Here is a 19,633-nt window from a genome sequence, read left to right as displayed (position 1 = left end):
CTCATGAGACAAGGGTGTCACCGGCCAGAACCCGCCGGTGACACCCGTGGCACCTCCGTCATCGAACCGGCACCCCCTCCGGTACCGGTGCGCGTGCCCTCAGTCCTCGGTCAGCCTGCGTACCAGCATGCTGGCCGATCCGTGCTCCTCGAAGTCCGCCAGCAGCACGGCGACGGCCTCGCGGACGAGACGGCCCCTGTCGGCGGACAGCCCGTGCTCGGCGCGCAGCGAGAGCCGGGTCTGTTCCAGTGCCAGCAGTTCGGGCCCGGAGATGTAGACGGTGATCTTCTCGTCGTGGCGTTGGCGCCCGCTCGGTTTGGGCGCGCGCGCCGCCTTCACGGCGGACGTGCCCCTGGTGGTGCCGTCGGAGCGCGACGGCGCCTCGCTCCTGCTGCCCTGCTCCGGTGCCTTGTGCTGGCGTTCGGTCTCTTCCGGCACCTCCTCGGTGCCGCTGGGACGGAAGAACAGTTCGTCCGCCCCGGGTAGGGTCACGCGCCGTGACCGCTGAGAGGCCACCTCGCCAGCACCTCCTTGGCCAGCTCCCGGTAGGCGTTGGCCCCGGCCGAGGACGAGTCGAACCTGGTGATGGGCTCGCCCGCCACGGTGGCGTCGGGGAAGCGCACGGTGCGGTTGATGACCGTGCCGTAGACCTTGTCCCCGAAGCCGTCGATGATCGTGGACAGCACCTCGCGCGCGTGGAGCGTGCGCGGGTCGTACATGGTGCCCAGGAAGCCGTCGATGACCAGGTCCTCGTTCAGCCGCTCCTGGACCTTCTGGATGGTGTCCATCAGCAGAGCCACACCGCGCAGCGCGAAGAACTCGCACTCCAGCGGCACGATGACGCCGTCCGCGGCGGTGAGCGCGTTGACGGTGAGCAGGCCCAGCGAGGGCTGGCAGTCGATCAGGACCACGTCGTAGTCGTTGATGACCGGTCTCAGCGCGCGGCCGAGCATCTGCTCGCGCGCCACCTCGCCGACCAGCTGCACCTCCGCGGCCGACAGGTCGATGTTGCTCGGGATCAGGTCCAGGCCGTCGACGTCGGTCTTGAGCAGGACGTCCTCGACCGTCACGTCCCGCTGCATGAGCAGGTTGTAGACGGTCAGGTCCAGTTCGCGCGGATCGAGTCGGCCCAGGCCGACGGAGAGGGCGCCCTGCGGGTCGAAGTCGACCAGCAGCACCCGTCTTCCGTACTCGGCGATGGCGGCGCCGAGGTTGATCGTCGTGGTGGTCTTGCCGACCCCACCCTTCTGGTTACAGAGTGCTACAATCCGTGCCGGGCCGTGTTCATCTACGGGCCCGGGCTCCGGATAGGCTCGCTCGGGTCTTGAGGTGTGCAGGTTAGCCCCCGTGTTGCGTGTCGTTCCCCACGGGTTGGTCACCGGGTCGGCGAGCTCCCCCTCGCCGACAGGTGCGGTGTTCGCAGCCTCGTTGTCCCAGTTCACAACCCTTGACCTCCCCTACGGATCGGCCACGGCTAGGGATGCCGCGCGCCCCTGTCCCTGGCCGCCGTCGGAAACTCAATATGTCGACAGCAACGTACCTCCGCGCGGCGACTCTAGAACGCCGACACGACGCACATCAACAAAACGTACGGGTAGAATCCCACGCCTGCGCCCCTGGGGGAAATCGGAGCCTCCAACCGGGTTGTTCCGCTTCGCACCGCGCGCGGACCCCCCGTGGCGGCGTCCCCGCTCAGCGGCGTGCCCTGGGGTGACTCGACGCGTAGACCTCGCGCAGGTGCTCGACCGTCACCAGCGTGTAGATCTGCGTGGTGGTGACCGAACTGTGTCCCAACAGCTCCTGGACGACCCGGATGTCGGCCCCGCCGTCGAGCAGGTGGGTGGCGAAGGAGTGGCGCAGGGTGTGCGGTGAGACGCCCTCGACCCCGGCGCGCTCGGCCACCGCCGCCAGGATCCCCCAGCCGCCCTGGCGGGTGAGCCTGCCCCCGCGCGCGTTGAGGAACAGCGCCGGACCGCCCCGGCCGGAGGCGGCCAGGCCCGGCCGGGCCCGCACCAGGTAGCCCGAGAGCGCGCGGCGGGCGTGGGAGCCCAGCGGCACCACGCGCTCCCTGCCGCCCTTGCCGCGAAAGCGCACCAGGCCCACGGCGTCGTCGCCCTCCACCGCGTCGGCGACATCGTCCACGTCCAGTCCCACCGCCTCGGAGACACGCGCGCCCGTGCCGTAGAGCACCTCCAGCAGCGCCCGGTCGCGCAGGGCCAGCAGCCCGGCGCGGTCGCCGGAGGCCGGGGCCCCGGCCGGTCCGGCGGCGTCCAGGAGGCGCTCCACCGACGCCAGCGGCACCGCCTTGGGCAGGCGCATCGGCGGCGCGGGCGGGGAGACGTCGGCGGCCGGGTCCGTGGTGGCCCAGCCCTCCCGGGCCGCGAACCGGTGCAGGCCGCGCACGGCGGCCAGGGCCCGCCCGGCCGAGGCGGCGCCGAGCGGCGGGTGGTAGGCGTCGCCCTCGCGCAGGGCCCGCAGGAAGTCGCCCACCTGGGCGGGGCCCACCCGGTCGGGCGAGAGGACGCCGTGCTCGGCCAGATACGCACGGTAGCGCCGCAGGTCGCGCCGGTAGGCCGCGAGGGTGTTGTCGGCCAGGGCGCGCTCAGCGCTGAGGTGGTCCAGGAAGGCGGCGCACACCCGCGCCAGCGGGTCCCGCTCCTCGCCCGCCCGGTCGGCCACGGGTCAGTCCTCCGCCGGCTCGCGCAGGGAGGCGAACCCGTCCGCGGCGGCGGCCTGGGCGGCCAGTACGCCGATGACGGTGGCGCCGTTGTGCAGCCTGCCCGCCATCACCAGGGCGACCGCCTCGTCCAGGGGCACCCACTCGGCGACCAGGTCGGCCTCCTCGTGCTCGCGTTCGAAGCCGATCTCCTCGGGCGGCACCACCGACAGGTCCCGGGCCAGGTACACGTGGATGCGCTCGTCGGAGAACCCGGGCGAGGGGAAGAACTCGGCCAGCTCGTGCCAGAGCCCGGCGCGCAGCCCCGCCTCCTCGACGAGTTCGCGCTGGGCGGTGCGCAGCGGCCCCTCGCCCTCCTCGTCGATGAGCCCGGCGGGCAGCTCCCACAGGGTGTGCCGGGTGGCGTGGCGGTACTGGCGCTGGAGCAGCACCCGGCCGTCGGCGTCCAGGGCCAGGGCCGCGGCGGCGCCGGGGTGCTCCATGTAGTCGCGGGCGGCCACAGTCGTGCCCTCGCCGTCGCTGCCGACCATGCGCACCCAGTCCGTACGCATGCCGCACTTGACGCTGCGGAAGCGTTCCTCGGACCGCTCCACCGGCCACGACTCGGGGGCGTCCGCGACCTTCGCGTCCGCCCCCGTGGGAAGGGCCGGGTGGGTGTCACTGGGCATGGGTTCTCGCCTCTCAGGACTCACTCGTGCCCCGCCCGGCCCCTCGGATCAGGAGTTGTGGTACTCCAGGGCCGCCGAGACCAGTCCGCGGAAGAGCGGGTTAGCCTTGGTCGGGCGGGAACGCAGCTCCGGGTGCGCCTGCGTCGCGACGAAGAACGGGTGGGCGTCCCGGGGCAGTTCGACGTACTCCACCAGCTTGCCATCCGGGGAGAGCCCGGAGAACACCAGACCCGCCTCCTCCAGCTTCGGGCGGTAGGCGTTGTTGACCTCGAAGCGGTGGCGGTGCCGCTCGGAGGCCTCGGCGCTGCCTTCGTAGAGCTCGCGCACCACGGTGCCCTCGCCCAGCGCGGCCGGGTACATGCCAAGGCGCATGGTGCCGCCCATGTCGCGCTGTCCGGCGACGACGTCGGTCTGGTCGGCCATGGTGGCGATGACCGGGTCGGCGGCCTTGTCGTCGAACTCGGTGCTGTTGGCGCCCTCCAGCCCGAGCACGTCGCGGGCGTACTCGATGACGACGGCCTGCAGGCCCAGGCAGATGCCCAGCAGCGGCACGCCGTTCTCACGCGCGTAGCGGATGGCGCCGATCTTGCCCTCGATGCCGCGCACGCCGAAGCCGCCGGGGATGAGGATGCCGTCCGCGCCGTCCAGCTCCGAGGCGGCGCCGGAGGGGCTGGCGCAGTTGTCGCTGGCCACCCAGCGGATGTTGACGCGGGTGTCGGTGGCGAAACCGCCCGCGCGCAGCGCCTCGCTGACCGACAGGTAGGCGTCGGGCAGGTCGATGTACTTGCCGACCAGGGCGATGGTGACCTCGTGGTCGGGCTGGTGCACGCGGCGCAGCAGTTCGTCCCACTCGGTCCAGTCCACGTCCCGGAAGGGCATGCCCAGGCGGCGCACGACGTAGGCGTCCAGGCCCTCGCGGTGCAGGACCTTGGGGATGTCGTAGATCGAGGGGGCGTCGGGGGTGGAGACCACCCCGGCCTCGTCCACGTCGCACATGAGGCTGATCTTGGACTTCAGGCTCTGCGTGATGGGGCGGTCCGAGCGGCACACGATGGCGTCGGGCTGGATGCCGATGCTGCGCAGGGCGGCCACGGAGTGCTGGGTGGGCTTGGTCTTCATCTCGCCGGACGGGCCGAGGAAGGGGATGAGGGACACGTGCAGGAAGAAGCAGTTGTCCCGGCCGATCTCGTGGCGGATCTGGCGGACCGCCTCCAGGAAGGGCTGCGACTCGATGTCGCCGACCGTGCCGCCGATCTCGGTGATGACGATGTCGACGTCGGGGGCGTCCATCGCGTAGATGCGCGCCTTGATCTCGTTGGTGATGTGCGGGATGACCTGCACGGTGTCGCCGAGGTAGGCGCCCTGGCGCTCCTTGGCGATGACGCTGGAGTAGATCTGGCCGGTGGTGACGTTGGCCGTGGCGGACAGCTCGGTGTCCAGGAAGCGCTCGTAGTGGCCGACGTCCAGGTCGGTCTCGGCGCCGTCGTCGGTGACGAAGACCTCGCCGTGCTGGAAGGGGTTCATCGTCCCCGGGTCGACGTTGAGGTAGGGGTCGAGCTTTTGCATGGTGACCCGCAGGCCGCGCGACTTCAGAAGTCGTCCCAGGCTGGAAGCGGTCAGGCCTTTACCGAGACTGGAGGCGACGCCGCCGGTAACGAAAAGGTGCTTGGTACTCGCGGCGGATGCCAAAGTGGTGCTCCCGTGGGTTGAGTGGCTACGGCGGGCTCGGATCGGGCTGAGCGGCCGTGCGGCGGTCCGGTTGCGGGCGGTTGGTTTCGTCGCTCCGGCCGCCGGACTCCACGGGGCACCAGGATAACAGGCACCCCGGCTGTCCACACCCGGGGACGCCCGGTTTCCCTCCCGTCACCAGCGTGATCGCCTTGCCCGCAGCGGTTCGGAGCGCAGCCGGGCGACGAAAACCACACACGGTCAGGCCGGGAACGCCCCGGCGCGGCCCAGGTAGGCGGGCGGCTGCTTGTCCAGGCGCAGGCCCATCCACTCGCCCAGGTCGGCGGCCCCGGAGAGGCTGATCCCGGTGTGCAGGCCGCTTCGGTGCAGGGCGTACAGCAGGTCCTCGGTGGCGATGTTGCCGGTGGCGTCGGGGGCGAAGGGACAGCCGCCGAAGCCGCCCAGGCTGGAGTCGAGCACCCGCACGCCCGCGTCCACGGCCGCGAGCGCGTTCGCGTAACCGGTGTTGCGGGTGTTGTGGAAGTGACAACGCAGCGCGCGCCCGTCCGCGACCTCGCCGACGGCGGCCACGAGTTCCCTCACCTGGCGGGGCACACCCACACCGATCGTGTCGGCCAGGGCGATCTCCACAGCACCCGTGTCGGCGATGCGGCGGACCACCTCCACCACGCGCTCAGGCGCCACCTCGCCGTCGAAGGGACAGCCGAACGCGGTGGAGACGGTCACGCTCAGCGGAATGCCCGTGCCCTCCAGCGCGGTGTCGATATCGGTCAGGACACCGAGCATCTCCTCGACGGTGCACCCCTGGTTGCGGACGCAGAACCCGTCAGTGACCGGCACCGCGACGTTGACCTCCGACACCCGCGCGGCCACCGCGCGGTCCAGGCCGCGCCGGTTGAGGACCAGCCCGATGTGGGAGACCCCCGGCGCACGCGTGACGCCCGCCATGACCTCCTCGGCCCCGGCCATCTGGGGAACGCGCCTGGGATTGACGAAGCTGACCGCCTCGATCCGGCGCACCCCGGCGGCCACCGCGCGGTCGATCAGCTCGACGCGGTCCTCGACCGAAAGAGTCCTCGCCTCGTTCTGGAGGCCGTCGCGCGGCCCCACCTCGACGATCTCGACGTGCTCCGCACCCTCGGTGGCCATCGTCCGTCCCCTTCCACGCGCCGTTGCGTCAGCGCAAGGGTAGTGGAGCACCCACCGGCGGCCCCGCACCAGGGGGCCAGCCGGTGGAGGCCAAGAATGTGGCCAGCCCGTGGGGGTTTGAAGTTCAGCCGTCTGGTGGTTGAACGTGTTCGGTGCTGCCCTCCTCAGACACGGCGGGGTACAAACGGAAAACACCAGTGCCGGGTAGGGGTGTGGGGGGTGGCCGTGGGTCCCAGGCTCCCCGTTCAGACCCAAGGGGTCTTCTCCAGTGCTGGGGACCACGCGATGCGCACATCGGTTGCCCTGGGGGTGAGCGCATCGCGTGCTTCGCCCCGGTCCTCCAGTGCCGCGGTCGACAGCACGCCCGCGAAGTGCGTGATAAGCGGCTCAGCCACCACCCCACGCCGTCACCGTCCACTCTTCCCAGACCCCGGCCGCTGGGGGTGGTACGAACGCGCACGTATCCGCCCTCCAGAAGACAGGGGGTGAAAGGCACGCGTTACGCGCGACCTGGAGCAGAGGGGGGGTTTGCAGCTCAACCACAGGCAGGTAGTCACGGATCAGGTGACCACCCTCCCGTCACCACAGACCAAACCCCGGGGCGCAGGCCGAAGGGGTGCACGCCCAACCCCCGCAGCCGGGGTCAGCGCGACCGCGCACACCCAATCCCCGTTGGCTGAGGTCAGCGCGACCGTGCACGCCCAACCCCCGCAGCCGAGGGTCCAGAACCCCGCAACCCCATGCCCCTCAGCCCCGCGTCTTCTCAATTACCGACCCCGCGCCCCACACCCCACGCCCCTTCGCTCCCCTCCACCTCAGCGCAGGGCGAGCGACCTCAGCGCAGGGCGAGCGCGGGGCGGACCTCCCAGGTCGTCCACACCGGGCGGTACCCCATGCGGTGCCAGAACGGCCCCGACAGCGGGTTCATCGCCGCGTAGTTGAGCACCGAGACGCCCACGCCGTGGCTGTCCAGCGCCTGGTGCGCCTGCCCCACCAGCGCCGTGCCGATCCCGCTGCCGCGCTCCGCGGCGGTCACCACCCCGTAGCCGATGTGCGCGATCGGGCGCGCGTTGACCAGCGACTTGGCCCAGCGCGAACGCTCGGGCGGGGAGACCCACAGCAGGCCCACGGCGCGACCGCGCCGTTCTGCCAGCCAGATCCAGGACCGGGAGCGGTTCAGCGCCCGGGCGGCCACCTCACGGGTCTGCTCGGCGGTGTCGGGTTGCAGGAACACCCCGCCGAAGTGCTGCTCGTAGCGGTGTTCCTCCATGAGCAGACCGACCACCTGGGTCAGGTCACTCCGGTCGGCCAGCCGGATGGTCACGTCGCGCGGCGGCAGCGACGGGGGCACGCCGCGGCGGCGCTGGCGGGCGGCCAGCACGGTGTAGGGCTGCAGGCCGTGGCGCTGGAGCGGGATGATGCCGCACACGTCGCGGGCGGGCCAGCTCACCAGGGCCGCCGACTCCGAACCGGTGCCGGTCGGCAGGTCCTCCAGCTGGTCGCGCCAGCTGGTCAGCAGCGAGTCCAGAGCGCGGCCGGGGTCGGGCCCGCCCACGATGGGGGTGAGCCAGTGCTGGTCGGGCACGCCCCATATCCGGCCGACCTCGCCCGGCTGGTACCAGGTGTAGTGCATGGTCCCGGCGGCGACGGCACGGCCGTCCTCGTCGCTGACGGTCAGGAGGGGATAGGAGCCCGGAGCGAAGTTGACCGGTTCGGGCAACAGCGAATCCACGGCCGCCCAGCGCTGGGCGGCCGAACTCACCAACGGGTCCAGGCCGACGTCGCCTCCGGGCGACTCATCATGCCGCACCCGTGCGACATAACCGCTCATCCACCCCTCCCCTAGCGGGTCCTCACGTCGAACGCGCGCCCTCGGAACGGCTCCGGCAGGGCGCGTGCACCGCCCCTGGGCCGTCGTGCCGCCCCGGCGGGGCAGGCCACACCGCGGGCGGAACGAATCGACCGTACCGCCTCAGAACCGATCAGGAGGACGAAACAGCCAACTGCAACCAAGAATTCACTGCGCGTCGCCACGCCCGCTCGGCCCCGGCGTCCCGTGCCGCTTCCCCGCGCGCGCACGGACGCGCACCACCGTAACGGATCGAAGGTCACTCTCGGGTGCCGGGGCGGTCAACGCCCCGACACGAACCCCCGGCGCGAGCGGCCTCCCCGGGCATGGACCCTCCGACACGGGCCCCAGCACGGACTCTCCAACACGAATCCCCCGGCACGCAACGCCCCCGGGATCACCGCTGTGCCGCGCCGCCCTCGGCCACGGTGGTGTTGCGCCCGTGGTTGATCACCTCGGGCTCGCCATCGGCGAAGGAGATCCTGTTGTCCACCCCGACCAGCACGATCTTGTCCGCCGATCCCACGTCGACGGTGGACCCGCGACCGGTGGCGCGCACCAGCCCGCACTCGCCGTGCAGCACGACGACGGCGTCGTCCGCGGTGACGACGACCTCGCGCTCACCGCAGTCCTCGCTCACCTCGGCGCCGTCGTCGACGACGATGAGCACGTCCTCGGTGCTGACGTTGTGCTTGGGCATGTCGGGCTCGTCCTCGTCGGAGGCGCCCTGGGTGCCCGGAGCACCGTTGGGCGGCTCGACGTCCTCGTGCCCGAAGGCCAGAGCACAGCCGGGAAGGAGGCCGGTGACCAGCAGACCGCCGCCCGCGGCCACGAGAAGCCGAACTCTCATGTTCTCCCCCACAACCGGATAACCGGCAATTGCGACATACGGCTTGCGCGAAGCCAAGAGTATGTCACGCGGAGGTAACTATGCGACCTCACCGTTCTCAAAAAGTTTCTCTTTCGAGACGTGAGTGCCGCCCCGACCCCGGCGCACCCAGAGAACCTCGGTGCCCCCAGAGGCCTCCGTGCCCTCAGAGAATCCCCGTACCCCCAGAAGATCCCGACGACCCCAGAGAACCTCGGTGCGCCCGCAGGCCCCCGTGCCCCCAGAAGATCCCAGCATCCCCAAAGGACCCCGGCGTCCCCAGAGAATCCCCATGCCCCCAGAGCTGGAAACCCTACTCCACAGGCACTCGCGTCACTTCACCCCGGCCGCGTCCATACCGCGCAGCTCACGTTTGAGCTCGCCGATCTCGTCGCGCAACCGGGCCGCCAGCTCGAACTGGAGGTCGGTGGCCGCCTGGTGCATCTGCTCGCTCAGCTGCTCGATGAGCCCGGCCAGCTCCGCGCGCGGCATGGCGGACACGTCCGCCGAACGCTCGCCTAGCGCGGGCACGGGCGCCCGACCGCCCCTGCCACCCGAGCTGCGGTACCCGGTGGCCATGAGCTCCTCGGTGTCCACGTCCTCGCGGTTGAGCGCGTCCAGGATGTCGGCGATCTGCTTGCGCAGCGGCGTGGGGTCGATCCCGTGCTCGGCGTTGTAGGCCAGCTGCTTGTCCCGGCGCCGGTTGGTCTCGTCGATGGCCGCCCGCATGGAGTCGGTGACGTTGTCGGCGTACATGTGCACCTGGCCCGCGACGTTGCGCGCCGCGCGCCCGATCGTCTGGATCAGCGAGGTCTCCGAGCGCAGGAAGCCCTCCTTGTCCGCGTCCAGGATCGCCACCAGCGACACCTCGGGCAGGTCCAGGCCCTCGCGCAGCAGGTTGATGCCCACCAGCACGTCGAACTCGCCCACGCGCAGCTCGCGCAGCAGCTCCACGCGGCGCAGCGTGTCCACCTCGCTGTGCAGGTAGCGCACCCGGATGCCGAGTTCGGTGAAGTAGTCGGTGAGGTCCTCCGACATCTTCTTGGTGAGCGTGGTGACCAGCACCCGCTCGTCGCGCTCGGCCCGCACCCGGATCTCGTGGACCAAGTCGTCGATCTGCCCGTCGGTGGGCTTGACCAGCACCTCGGGGTCGACCAGCCCGGTGGGGCGGATGACCTGCTCGACCACCTCGCCGCCGCCCTGGCGCAGCTCGTAGCGGCCCGGAGTCGCCGACAGGTAGATGCTCTGCCCGATGCGCTCGGTGAACTCCTCCCACTTCAGCGGCCGGTTGTCCAGCGCCGAGGGGAGCCGGAACCCGTGCTCGACCAGGGTGCGCTTGCGCGCGGCGTCGCCCTCGTACATCGCGCCGATCTGCGGGACGGTCACGTGCGACTCGTCCAGCACCAGCAGGAAGTCCTCGGGGAAGTAGTCCAGGAGCGTGTTGGGCGGGCTGCCCGGCTCACGGCCGTCGAAGTGCCGCGAGTAGTTCTCGATGCCCGAGCAGGTGCCGAGCTGGCGCATCATCTCCAGGTCGTGGGTGGTGCGCATGCGCAGGCGCTGCGCCTCCAGCAGCTTGCCCTGGGCCTCCAGCTCGGCCAGCCGCTCGCCCAGTTCCGCCTCGATGGTGGCGATGGCCCGCTCGGTGCGCTCCTCGCCGGCCACGTAGTGCGAGGCGGGGAAGATGAACATCTCCCGGCTCTCGCCCAGCACCTCGCCGGTGAGCGGGTGCAGGGTCAGCAGGCGTTCGACCTCGTCACCGAACATCTCGATGCGGATCGCCAGCTCCTCGTAGACCGGGATGATCTCGATGGTGTCGCCGCGCACCCGGAACGTGCCGCGCGTGAACGCGGTGTCGTTGCGGGAGTACTGCATCTCCACCAGGCGGCGCAGCAGGTCGTCGCGGTCGACCTCCATGCCCACCGCCAGCTGCGCCATCCGGTCCACGTACTCCTGCGGGGTGCCCAGGCCGTAGATGCACGAGACCGAGGCGACCACGATCGTGTCCCGGCGCGTGAGCAGCGAGTTGGTGGCCGAGTGGCGCAGCCGCTCGACCTCGTCGTTGATGGAGGAGTCCTTCTCGATGAAGGTGTCGCTCTGCGGGACGTAGGCCTCGGGCTGGTAGTAGTCGTAGTACGACACGAAGTACTCGACGGCGTTGTTGGGCAGCATCTGGCGCAGCTCGTTGGCGAACTGCGCCGCCAGGGTCTTGTTGGGCTGCATCACCAGGGTGGGCCGCTGGAGCTGCTCCACCGTCCACGCCACGGTCGCCGTCTTGCCGGTGCCGGTCGCGCCGAGCAGCACCGTGTGCGGCTCCCCGTCCCGCACCCTCCTGCTGATCTCGGCGATCGCGCCCGGCTGGTCCCCCGCCGGGGTCATCTCCGAGATCACCTCGAAGGGCGCCTCGCTGCGTTTGATGTCGCTGACCGGTCGCACGTCGCCTCTTCTCCCGTCGAAGGCGGGCCGCCCCCGCTGGCCCGCGTGTCCCTCACCCCTAACGCTACAGACCGCGTACGACATCCCTTCCCGGCCGAGGGCGCGGAGTTACCATCGAGACCAGCGCTCTGCGTCCGAAGCGAGGTGGCAGCCGTGTCACACCCCCCCAGACCGACCTTCGACCCGGACCTCCCCCCGCGCGCGGTCGCGCGCATGACGGCCCGTCCCGAAAAACTGCTCCCGGCCGCGGCCCGCCCGCGGCGCGGGCCCACCTGGCGCCAGGGCGCCGCGATCACGGCCGCGGGGTGCACCTCCCTGGCCGCCGTCGCCCTGCTCTCCCCGGCGGCGGGAGCCGTCCTGGTGGCCCTGCTCTGCCTGGGGACGACCGCGGCCGTCCTCGGCCTGGCCTCGCTCCGGGGCTCCTTCACCGACGACTGGGCCGACCTGGTCATGCACGCCTTCTGGGCGCTGCCCGCCTCCACCGTGGGCGTCCTGGGCGCCCGGACGCTGCTCGACCAGGCGCTCGGTCCGGTCGGCGCCGTTGTCCCCGGCGACCCCGCGACCGCCGTCCTCTACCTGACCGCCGCTGCGGGCGGCGCCGGGGCCATCCTGCGGCCCGGCATGGTCGCCCGCCTGGCCTCGGAGTACGCCGACCGGTACGTGCTGCCCCAGGACTTCGGCCGCACCCACGGCTACGCCTCTCGCACCGAGGAGCCCGAGGCCCACCTGTTCGCCGCGCTCCAGCAGGCCACCGACCGGGTGGAGGAGGGCGTGCGGGTGCTCGGCGACTCCTTCGACGCCGCCCAGACCCTGCCGCTGCTGCGCGAGGAGGAGTGGAAACTGGCCCGGGAGCTGCTGCGGCTGCGCTCCCTGCGCAGGGAGCTGCTGGTGCGTCGGCGCGAGGCCGTGTCCGAGCAGGTCACCCGGGCCCTGCAACCGCAGGAGGAGGCGGTGGCCCGCGCCACCGAGGCGCTCGACGAGCGGGTCGGGGTGCTGACCGGTTACGGCGACCGGGTGCACGCGGCGGTGACCGCGCACCGCGAGTGGGAGCAGTGCCAGGAGATCGCCGACCGCGCCGGGGACTACGCCGACCTGGCGCTGTTCTCGGCGCAGGAGCGGGTGCGCCCCCAGGAGATCGACGACAGCCTGCTCAGCGTGGAGGCCGCGCACTCGGTCCGCGAGGAGCTGGTGCGCGAGGCCGTGGCCGCCGGGTCGTCCCTGTCCGAGGTCCTGCACCGCGACCGCGGACGGGAGTGACGCGAGCGAGAACAGGGACGGGAGTGACGCGAGCCCCCACGAAGAGCAGGTCGGAGAAGACGATCCGGTAGTCGCCTCTCCCGTCACGGTACGAGTGGCGGTCCCCGTCGACGGTGATCTCGTCGCTCCCGTAGATCCGCCGCTGGGCCTCCTGGTGTTCCCGGCTGTACTCCAGCAGGTTCCCTCCGACCGTGAAGTGGAACCTGTTGTCGACCTCGAAGCCGCTGCCCACACGGGTGAGCAGCTCCCGGACGTCGGAGGGCAGGGGGAAGTCGGGCGGCCCGTCCCCGGCGGGCGGCGGGGGCCCTTGGGGGTAAGGCAGGCGTACCAGGTCGTCGACGGTGGACATCGTTGGCTCTCCGGCGGGGTGGGGGGACGGAAAGGGGGCGCGCTACCGGGCGCGCTCGACGAGTTCGCGCCAGAGCTCGGCCACGCGCTCCGTCAGCTCCTCGCGGGTGCCGGAGTTGTCCACCACCAGGTCGGCGGCGGCCAGGCGGGTGTCCCGGTCGGCCTGCGCGCGGATGCGGGCCTCCACCTGCTCGCGGGGCATGCCGCGGTTGGCGGCGACCCGCTCCACCCGAACCCCGTCGGGGGCGTCCACCACGACAACCACGTCGTAGAGCGGCCCCAGGCCGTTCTCCACCAGCAGCGGGACGTCGTAGACCACCACCTCCACACCGGAGGCCACGGCCTCATCCATGAGCTGGGAGCTGCGCTCGCCCACCAGGGGGTGCACGATGGCGTTGAGCCTGGCCAGGCTGGCCTCGTCGGCGAAGACGATCTCCCCGAGCCGGGGCCGGTCCAGGCGCCCGTCGGGGGTGAGCACTTGTTCGCCGAACTCGGCGACGACGGCCTCCAGGCCCGGAGTACCGGGTTCGACGACCTCCCGGGCGATGGCGTCGGCGTCGACCACGGTGGCGCCGTAGGCGGCCAGTCCGGTCGCGACCGCGCTCTTGCCCGAGCCGATCCCGCCGGTGAGTCCCACTGTGAGCATGTCGGAAACCCTAGACCGCCGCCCGCGTCCGCGTCATGGCGCCCCCGCCTACCGCGCGGCCCGTGCGGCGCCGTCCGGGCGGGCCGCGGCCGGGGTGAGCTCCTTGCGCATGTGCACCATGACCAGGTGTTCGGCGACGCGCTCGCGGGAGGTCTCGGCGTACCCCAGGCCGCGGTAGAGCCGCTGCTGGCCGGTGTCCTGGGCCCCCGCGGACAGGGTGAGCGCGGCCAGGCCGGGGTGGCGCTCGCGCAGGCGGCCCTCCAGGTCGGCGAGCATCGCCCGCGCGATCCCCCGGCGGCGCAGGTCGGGCACGACCGCCAGACGGGAGACCACCGCGCTGGTGCCCAGCACCCGCGCCCGCACCGAGCCGACCAGGCGGGTTCCGGCGACCGCCTTGAGCACGAGGGTGTCCTCCTGCCCCAGAAGTCTCTCCACCCTCTCCAGACTCTCGGTGAGGGCCAGCACGAACGGGTCTCCGAAGGCCTGGGCCTCGTCGACGAACGCCGCGCGCTGGAGGGTGAAGACCTCGCCCGCGTCGGCGGGGGCGGCCGGGTGGATGTCGAACACGTCGCCTCCTGAAGGGCCCCTCCGTCGGGGGCACGCCACGAGCCTAGCCCCCGGCCCCGCGGGTGCCGCGGGACCCGGCCGGGGCCGGGCACGGCGAAGGGCCGCCCCCTCCGGAGAGGGGACGGCCCGAACAGCTTCTCAGCGTGTCCTCGGAGGCTGTTTAGGCGTCGCCGCCCGCGAGCTTCTCGCGCAGGGCGGCCAGGGCCTCGTCGGAGGCCAGGGCGCCGCTGGAGGACTCCGAGCCGGACGAGCTGCTGCTCTGTCCGCCACCGGTGTAGTCGTCCTCCTCCACCGGAGCAGGAGCGTTGGCGGCGTCGGCCTCGGCCGCGCGCGCCTCCTCGACCTGCTTGCGGTGCGCCTCGAACCGGGCCTGGGCCTCGGCGTAGCTGCGCTCCCACTCGTCGCGCTGGGCCTCGAAGCCCTCGAGCCACTCGCCGCTGTCCGCGTCGAAGCCCTCGGGGTACTTGTAGTTGCCCTGCTCGTCGTACTCCGCGGCCATGCCGTAGAGGGTGGGGTCGAAGTCCACCTGGTCCGGCGAGACGCTCTCGTTGGCCTGCTTCAGCGAGAGGCTGATGCGGCGGCGGTCGAGGTCGATGTCGATGATCTTGACGAAGATCTCGGTGCCGACCTGGACGACCTGCTCGGGCACCTCGACGTGGCGCTCGGCCAGCTCGGAGATGTGGACCAGGCCCTCGATGCCCTCCTCGACGCGCACGAACGCACCGAACGGAACCAGCTTGGTGACCTTGCCGGGAACGACCTGGCCGATCTGGTGGGTCCGGGCGAACTGCTGCCACGGGTCTTCCTGGGTCGCCTTGAGCGACAGGGAGACGCGCTCGCGCTCCATGTCCACGTCGAGGACCTCGACGGTGACCTCCTGGCCGACCTCGACGACCTCGCTGGGGTGGTCGATGTGCTTCCAGGACAGCTCGGAGACGTGCACCAGGCCGTCGACGCCGCCCAGGTCCACGAACGCACCGAAGTTGACGATCGAGGAGACCACACCCTTGCGGATCTGGCCCTTCTGGAGGGTGTTGAGGAAGGTCTGGCGGACCTCGGACTGGGTCTGCTCCAGCCAGGCGCGGCGGGACAGGACCACGTTGTTGCGGTTCTTGTCCAGCTCGATGATCTTCGCCTCGAGCTCGCGGCCGACGTAGGGCTGCAGGTCGCGCACACGGCGCATCTCGACCAGGGAGGCGGGCAGGAAGCCGCGCAGACCGATGTCGAGGATGAGACCGCCCTTGACGACCTCGATGACGGTGCCGGTGACGACGCCGTCCTCCTCCTTGATCTTCTCGATCGTGCCCCAGGCGCGCTCGTACTGGGCGCGCTTCTTGGACAGGATCAGGCGGCCTTCCTTGTCCTCCTTCTGGAGGACGAGGGCCTCGACCTGGTCACCGACGGCAACGACCTCGCCGGGGTCGACGTCGTGCTTGATCGAGAGTTCCCGGGAGGGAATCACACCCTCGGTCTTGTAGCCGATGTCGAGCAAGACCTCGTCTCGATCGACCTTCACGATGGTGCCCTCGACAATGTCACCGTCGTTGAAGTACTTGATGGTCTCGTCGATCGCCGCGAGGAAGGCTTCCTCGGACCCGATGTCGTTGACCGCTACCTGGGGTGTCGAGGTGGCCTCGGTGCTGCTCGTCATGTGTGGGTGGACTCCGGATACGGACAGATTCAGAAAGATGGTCACATCGCGGGTTCGAACCCGTCGATCCGTCGTCCGAGGAGCGGAGCCGAGGCGGAGATGAACCGCCTGGACACCAATCGCCAGGTGCAGGGTGTCGACCGGAGCGGCGCGGTCGCGCCGACCCTCACCGGAGACAGCGGACGCACGCAGGAACCCACAACGCTCCCGCCAGAATATGAGACAAGGGCGTCCTGGTCAATCGGAACCCAGGGCCGCCAACCCGGCGTAGGTCGCAATGGCGGCAATTTACCCGAGCATGGCGGTCAAGATCAACTGGGGGGTAGTCCCACGTCCGAACGGGGGTTTCGTTCCCGTGGGACGGCCGCGGCGGCGGCCCGGGGCGTCGGCGCGGAGGCTGGAAGAAAAAGTGCGAAGGGCCGGTTACGGTCAGTCCGCGGAAGGTTTGGAGCGTGACCGTTTGATGGCGCTCCGTTGCTTCTTGGCGTCCAGGCGGCGCTGTTTGGCCCTGCGGCTCGGACGGGTCGCGCGGCGCTCGCGGGCGGGCGGCGCGATCGCCTCCTCCAGCAGGGCGGCCATCCGCTCCCTGGCCTCGGCCCGGTTGCGCGCCTGCGAGCGGTGGGTCTGCACGGTCACCGTGAGCACGTCCCCGACCAGGCGACCCCGGAGCCGCTCCAGCGCGCGCTGGCGCCGCGTGCCGCCCAGGCCGGGGCAGGCCGCCACGTCGAGCGACAGCGACACCCGGGTGTCGGAGGTGTTGACGTGCTGGCCGCCGGGCCCCGAGGAGCGTGAGAAGCGCCACGTGAGGGCGTCGGCGGGGACGGTGACCGGACCCGCGCTCAGCCCCTCTTCGGCCGTGCTCCGTGTCGTCACCGTCCCCACCTTCCCTTCGTGCGCGGGCCGCGCGCGGCCCCTGTTCAGTGCGCGGCGTCGTGCCAGTTCTGGCCGCTGCCGACCGAGACGGCCAGCGGCACACGCAGATCATAGGCGGAGCTCATCTCGCGCGCCACGATGTTCTCGACCTCCCCGCGCTCGCCGGGCGCGACCTCCACCACGAGTTCGTCGTGCACCTGGAGCAGGACCCGGGAGGCGAAGCCGCCCCCGGTGAGGGCCGCGTCCACCCTGAGCATGGCCACCTTGATGATGTCGGCGGCCGACCCCTGGATCGGCGCGTTGAGCGCCATCCGCTCGGCCATCTCCCGGCGCTGGCGGTTGTCGCTGGTCAGGTCGGGCAGGTAGCGGCGCCGCCCCAGGATGGTCTCGGTGTAGCCGACCCGGCGGGCCTCCTCGACCACGGCGTTGAGGTAGTCGCGCACCCCGCCGAACTCGGCGAAGTAGTCCTCCATGAGGCGCTTGGACTCCTCCGGCGTGATCCCCAGCTGCTGGGACAGGCCGTAGGCGCTCAGCCCGTAGGCCAGGCCGTAGCTCATGGCCTTGATCCTGGACCGCGCCTCGCCGTCCACCTGCTCGACCTCGACGTCGAAGATCTGCGCGGCCATCTGCGCGTGGAAGTCGTAGCCGCTGTTGAAGGCGTCGATCAGCGCCTGCTCGCCCGACAGGTGCGCCATGATGCGCAGCTCGATCTGGCTGTAGTCGGCGGTGAGCAGCTCCTCGTAGCCCTCCCCCACCACGAACGCGCGGCGGATGCGCCGCCCCACGTCGGTGCGCACGGGGATGTTCTGGAGGTTGGGGTCGGTGGAGCTCAGGCGCCCGGTCGCCGCCACCGTCTGGTTGAAGGTGGTGTGGATGCGGCCGTCGTCGGCGACGGTCTTGATCAGTCCCTCGACCGTGGTGCGCAGCTTGGTCTGGTCGCGGTGGTGCAGCAGGACCGCGGGCAGCTCGTTGTCGGTCTGGGCGGCCAGCCACGCCAGCGCGTCGGCGTCGGTGGTGTAGCCCGTCTTGATCTTCTTGGTCCTGGGCAGGCCCAGGTCCTCGAACAGCACCTGCTGGAGCTGCTTGGGCGAGCCGAGGTTGAACTCGCGGCCCACGATCTCGTGCGCGCGCTCCACCGCGCCCCGGCCCGCCGCGGCGAACTCGCCCTGGAGCTCCTCCAGGTAGGCCCGGTCGGCGGCGATCCCGGCGCGCTCCAGGCGGGCCAGCACGTCCACCAGCGGCAGCTCGACCTCGTGCAGCAGGTGGGTGCCGCCGCGCTTGTCGAGTTCGGCGGAGAGCACCCCGGCCAGGTCGCGGGTGGCGCTCGCGCGCACGGCCAGCAGGTGCTGGCGGCCCGAGCCCGCCCCGTCCTCGCCGCCCAGGTCCAGGGTCAGCTGGTCGCCGGAGGAGTCCTCCTCCAGCTCCCGGCCCAGGTACTTGCGGCACAGGTCGGCCAGGTCGAAGCGGCGCTGTCCCGGCTGGGCCAGGTAGGCGGCCAGGGCGGTGTCGCTGACCACCCCGCCCAGCTCCCAGCCGTGCGCGCCCAATGCCAGCAGGGCGCCCTTGTACTCGTGCACGGCCTTGGGGCGGCGGGGGTCGGCCAGGAAGTCCGCCAGCGCCTCGGTGTCGGCGGGGTCCAGGGCGGTGGGGTCCACGAACACGGCGTCGCCGGAGGGCACGCTGATGGCCAGCGCGTCCACCCGGCCGGTGCCCTGTCCCCAGACTCCGTCCAGAGCCAGTCCGGCGGGCGCGGTGGGCGTGAGGGTGTCGGAGGCCGCGTCGTCGGGGGCGGCGTGCGCGGCCAGCCAGGGGGCCAGCCCGCCGGTCCCGGCCACGGTCAGCTCGACGCGGAAGCCCTCGACCGCCTCGGTCACGGTCTCCCCGGAGCCGTCCTCGGGCAGGCGGACGACGGCGTAGAGGCGCTCGCGCAGGTTGGAGGCGAACTCCAGGTTGTCGAAGAGCGCGTCGATCCCGGTGCGGTCGGCCTCGCCCAGGGCCAGGGCGGTGACCTCCGCCTCCAGCTCCACGTCCGTGGCCAGCCGGTTGAGCCGCTGGTTGCGCAGGACGTCGTCCAGGTGGTCGCGGAAGCTCTGCCCGGCCTTGCCGGGAAGCTCGTCGGCGCGGGCGACCAGCTCGTCCAGGGACCCGTACTTGGTGATCCACTTGGCGGCGGTCTTGGGGCCCACGCCCGGCACTCCGGGCAGGTTGTCGGCCTTCTCGCCCACCAGCGCGGCCAGGTCGCGGTAGCGCTCGGGGGTGACCCCGTACTTGTCCTCTACCGCGGCGGGGTCCATCCGCCGCAGGTCGGACAGGCTCTTGCCCGGGTACAGGACCGTGCAGGAGTCGGTGACCAGCTGGAAGGCGTCGCGGTCGCCGGAGGCGATGAGCACCTCCATCCCGGCCTCGCCGCCCTGGTGGGCCAGGGTGGCGATGACGTCGTCGGCCTCGAACCCGGGGGCGGACAGGTTGGCGACGCCGATCAGCCTCATCAGGTCCTGGGTGAGCGGCACCTGGGAGGGGAACTCCGGCGGGGTGTCGGAGCGGCCGTCCTTGTACTCGGCGTACTCCTCGTGCCGGAAGGTGGGGCCGGACAGGTCCCAGGCCACCGCGACGTGGGTGGGCTCCTCGTCGCGCAGCAGCTTGACCAGCATCGACGCGAAGCCGTACACGGCGTTGGTCGACTGCCCGGTACTCGTGCCGAACTTGTCCACCGGGAGCGCGAAGAACGCGCGGAAGGCCATCGAGTGGCCGTCCAGGAGGAGGAGCCGGGGGCGCCTGCCGCCGTCGCCGGTCCGGGTTGTCTGGTCGGGGGTCTCTCGCTTGGTCACCACAGGTGAATCCTAGGATGCGACGGAGACACTTCGCGGCCATACCGCGAGGGCAGTGACACGACGGCGGGGACGCCGCCTCCGGTCCGGCGCGGCCCGGGCCCGGCCGCGGCGGGGTCCCGAGGAGGCG

The 19,633-nt window shown here is 71.5% G+C and carries 15 protein-coding genes; 1 reads left to right on the top strand and 14 read right to left on the bottom strand.

Going from position 1 to position 19,633, the window contains the following annotated elements; genetic code table 11:
- Positions 1-99 precede the first annotated feature (99 nt).
- From PV789_RS09055 to uvrB, 9 genes are all read right to left on the bottom strand, one after another.
- A complete protein-coding gene (locus PV789_RS09055) occupies positions 100-492 on the bottom strand; it encodes a hypothetical protein (RefSeq protein WP_274976982.1) in 393 nt (130 codons plus the stop codon).
- A complete protein-coding gene (locus PV789_RS09050) occupies positions 489-1,442 on the bottom strand; it encodes a ParA family protein (protein WP_274976981.1) in 954 nt (317 codons plus the stop codon). The genes PV789_RS09055 and PV789_RS09050 overlap by 4 nt, the downstream gene beginning before the upstream one ends.
- 250 nt (positions 1,443-1,692) lie before the next feature.
- A complete protein-coding gene (locus PV789_RS09045; protein ID WP_274976980.1) occupies positions 1,693-2,679 on the bottom strand; it encodes a site-specific tyrosine recombinase XerD in 987 nt (328 codons plus the stop codon).
- Between the two features lie 3 nt (positions 2,680-2,682).
- Positions 2,683-3,345, bottom strand: coding sequence for an NUDIX domain-containing protein (locus PV789_RS09040; RefSeq protein ID WP_274976979.1), 663 nt, complete (start codon positions 3,343-3,345; stop codon positions 2,683-2,685).
- A gap of 48 nt (positions 3,346-3,393) precedes the next feature.
- The gene (gene pyrG / locus PV789_RS09035) at positions 3,394-5,034 is read right to left on the bottom strand and encodes a CTP synthase (RefSeq protein ID WP_274976978.1); all 1,641 of its coding nucleotides are present in this window, start codon (positions 5,032-5,034) and stop codon (positions 3,394-3,396) included.
- Between the two features lie 240 nt (positions 5,035-5,274).
- Positions 5,275-6,183: a hydroxymethylglutaryl-CoA lyase gene (locus PV789_RS09030; RefSeq protein ID WP_274976977.1), complete on the bottom strand. Its 909-nt coding sequence runs from the start codon at positions 6,181-6,183 to the stop codon at positions 5,275-5,277.
- A gap of 835 nt (positions 6,184-7,018) precedes the next feature.
- Positions 7,019-8,014 carry a GNAT family N-acetyltransferase gene (locus PV789_RS09025; protein WP_013152018.1) on the bottom strand — a complete coding sequence of 332 codons (996 nt, stop codon included), beginning with the start codon at positions 8,012-8,014 and terminating at the stop codon, positions 7,019-7,021.
- 415 nt (positions 8,015-8,429) lie between these two features.
- Positions 8,430-8,882, bottom strand: coding sequence for a DUF3060 domain-containing protein (locus PV789_RS09020; RefSeq protein ID WP_274976976.1), 453 nt, complete (start codon positions 8,880-8,882; stop codon positions 8,430-8,432).
- Between the two features lie 351 nt (positions 8,883-9,233).
- A complete protein-coding gene (gene uvrB, locus PV789_RS09015) occupies positions 9,234-11,333 on the bottom strand; it encodes an excinuclease ABC subunit UvrB (protein WP_274976975.1) in 2,100 nt (699 codons plus the stop codon).
- A gap of 153 nt (positions 11,334-11,486) precedes the next feature.
- On the opposite strand from uvrB, the gene PV789_RS09010 reads away from it, so the two are divergent.
- On the top strand, positions 11,487-12,590 hold the full coding sequence (locus PV789_RS09010) for a hypothetical protein (protein ID WP_274976974.1): 1,104 nt from the start codon (positions 11,487-11,489) through the stop codon (positions 12,588-12,590).
- A gap of 391 nt (positions 12,591-12,981) precedes the next feature.
- Here PV789_RS09010 and coaE read toward each other — a convergent pair whose 3' ends face one another.
- The 5 genes from coaE to polA all read right to left on the bottom strand — a co-directional run bounded on the left by coaE (position 12,982) and on the right by polA (position 19,506).
- The gene (gene coaE / locus PV789_RS09005) at positions 12,982-13,584 is read right to left on the bottom strand and encodes a dephospho-CoA kinase (protein ID WP_274976973.1); all 603 of its coding nucleotides are present in this window, start codon (positions 13,582-13,584) and stop codon (positions 12,982-12,984) included.
- Between the two features lie 48 nt (positions 13,585-13,632).
- The gene (locus PV789_RS09000; RefSeq protein WP_274976972.1) at positions 13,633-14,151 is read right to left on the bottom strand and encodes a GNAT family N-acetyltransferase; all 519 of its coding nucleotides are present in this window, start codon (positions 14,149-14,151) and stop codon (positions 13,633-13,635) included.
- Positions 14,152-14,311: 160 nt separating this feature from the next.
- The gene (gene rpsA, locus PV789_RS08995; RefSeq protein WP_274976971.1) at positions 14,312-15,802 is read right to left on the bottom strand and encodes a 30S ribosomal protein S1; all 1,491 of its coding nucleotides are present in this window, start codon (positions 15,800-15,802) and stop codon (positions 14,312-14,314) included.
- Between the two features lie 429 nt (positions 15,803-16,231).
- Positions 16,232-16,675, bottom strand: a complete 444-nt coding sequence (gene arfB, locus PV789_RS08990) for an alternative ribosome rescue aminoacyl-tRNA hydrolase ArfB (RefSeq protein WP_212640769.1) — start codon at positions 16,673-16,675, stop codon at positions 16,232-16,234.
- 44 nt (positions 16,676-16,719) lie between these two features.
- On the bottom strand, positions 16,720-19,506 hold the full coding sequence (gene polA, locus PV789_RS08985; protein WP_274976970.1) for a DNA polymerase I: 2,787 nt from the start codon (positions 19,504-19,506) through the stop codon (positions 16,720-16,722).
- Between the last annotated feature and the right edge of the window lie 127 nt (positions 19,507-19,633).

It is taken from the genome of Nocardiopsis camelliae (genome assembly GCF_028993595.1).
Taxonomy (GTDB): domain Bacteria; phylum Actinomycetota; class Actinomycetes; order Streptosporangiales; family Streptosporangiaceae; genus Nocardiopsis; species Nocardiopsis dassonvillei.
The sequence above is the reverse complement of the archived record's forward strand: the minus strand, read 5'-3'. Positions and strand labels throughout refer to the sequence as shown.

Bases quoted from the DNA above. Each gene is read 5' to 3' on its own strand.
- PV789_RS09040 (WP_274976979.1), bottom strand. From the start codon at position 3,345: ATGCCCAGTGACACCCACCCGGCCCTTCCCACGGGGGCGGACGCGAAG.
- PV789_RS09030 (WP_274976977.1), bottom strand. From the start codon at position 6,183: ATGGCCACCGAGGGTGCGGAGCACGTCGAGATCGTCGAGGTGGGGCCG.
- PV789_RS09025 (WP_013152018.1), bottom strand. From the start codon at position 8,014: ATGAGCGGTTATGTCGCACGGGTGCGGCATGATGAGTCGCCCGGAGGC.
- PV789_RS09020 (WP_274976976.1), bottom strand. From the start codon at position 8,882: ATGAGAGTTCGGCTTCTCGTGGCCGCGGGCGGCGGTCTGCTGGTCACC.
- coaE (WP_274976973.1), bottom strand. From the start codon at position 13,584: ATGCTCACAGTGGGACTCACCGGCGGGATCGGCTCGGGCAAGAGCGCG.
- rpsA (WP_274976971.1), bottom strand. From the start codon at position 15,802: ATGACGAGCAGCACCGAGGCCACCTCGACACCCCAGGTAGCGGTCAAC.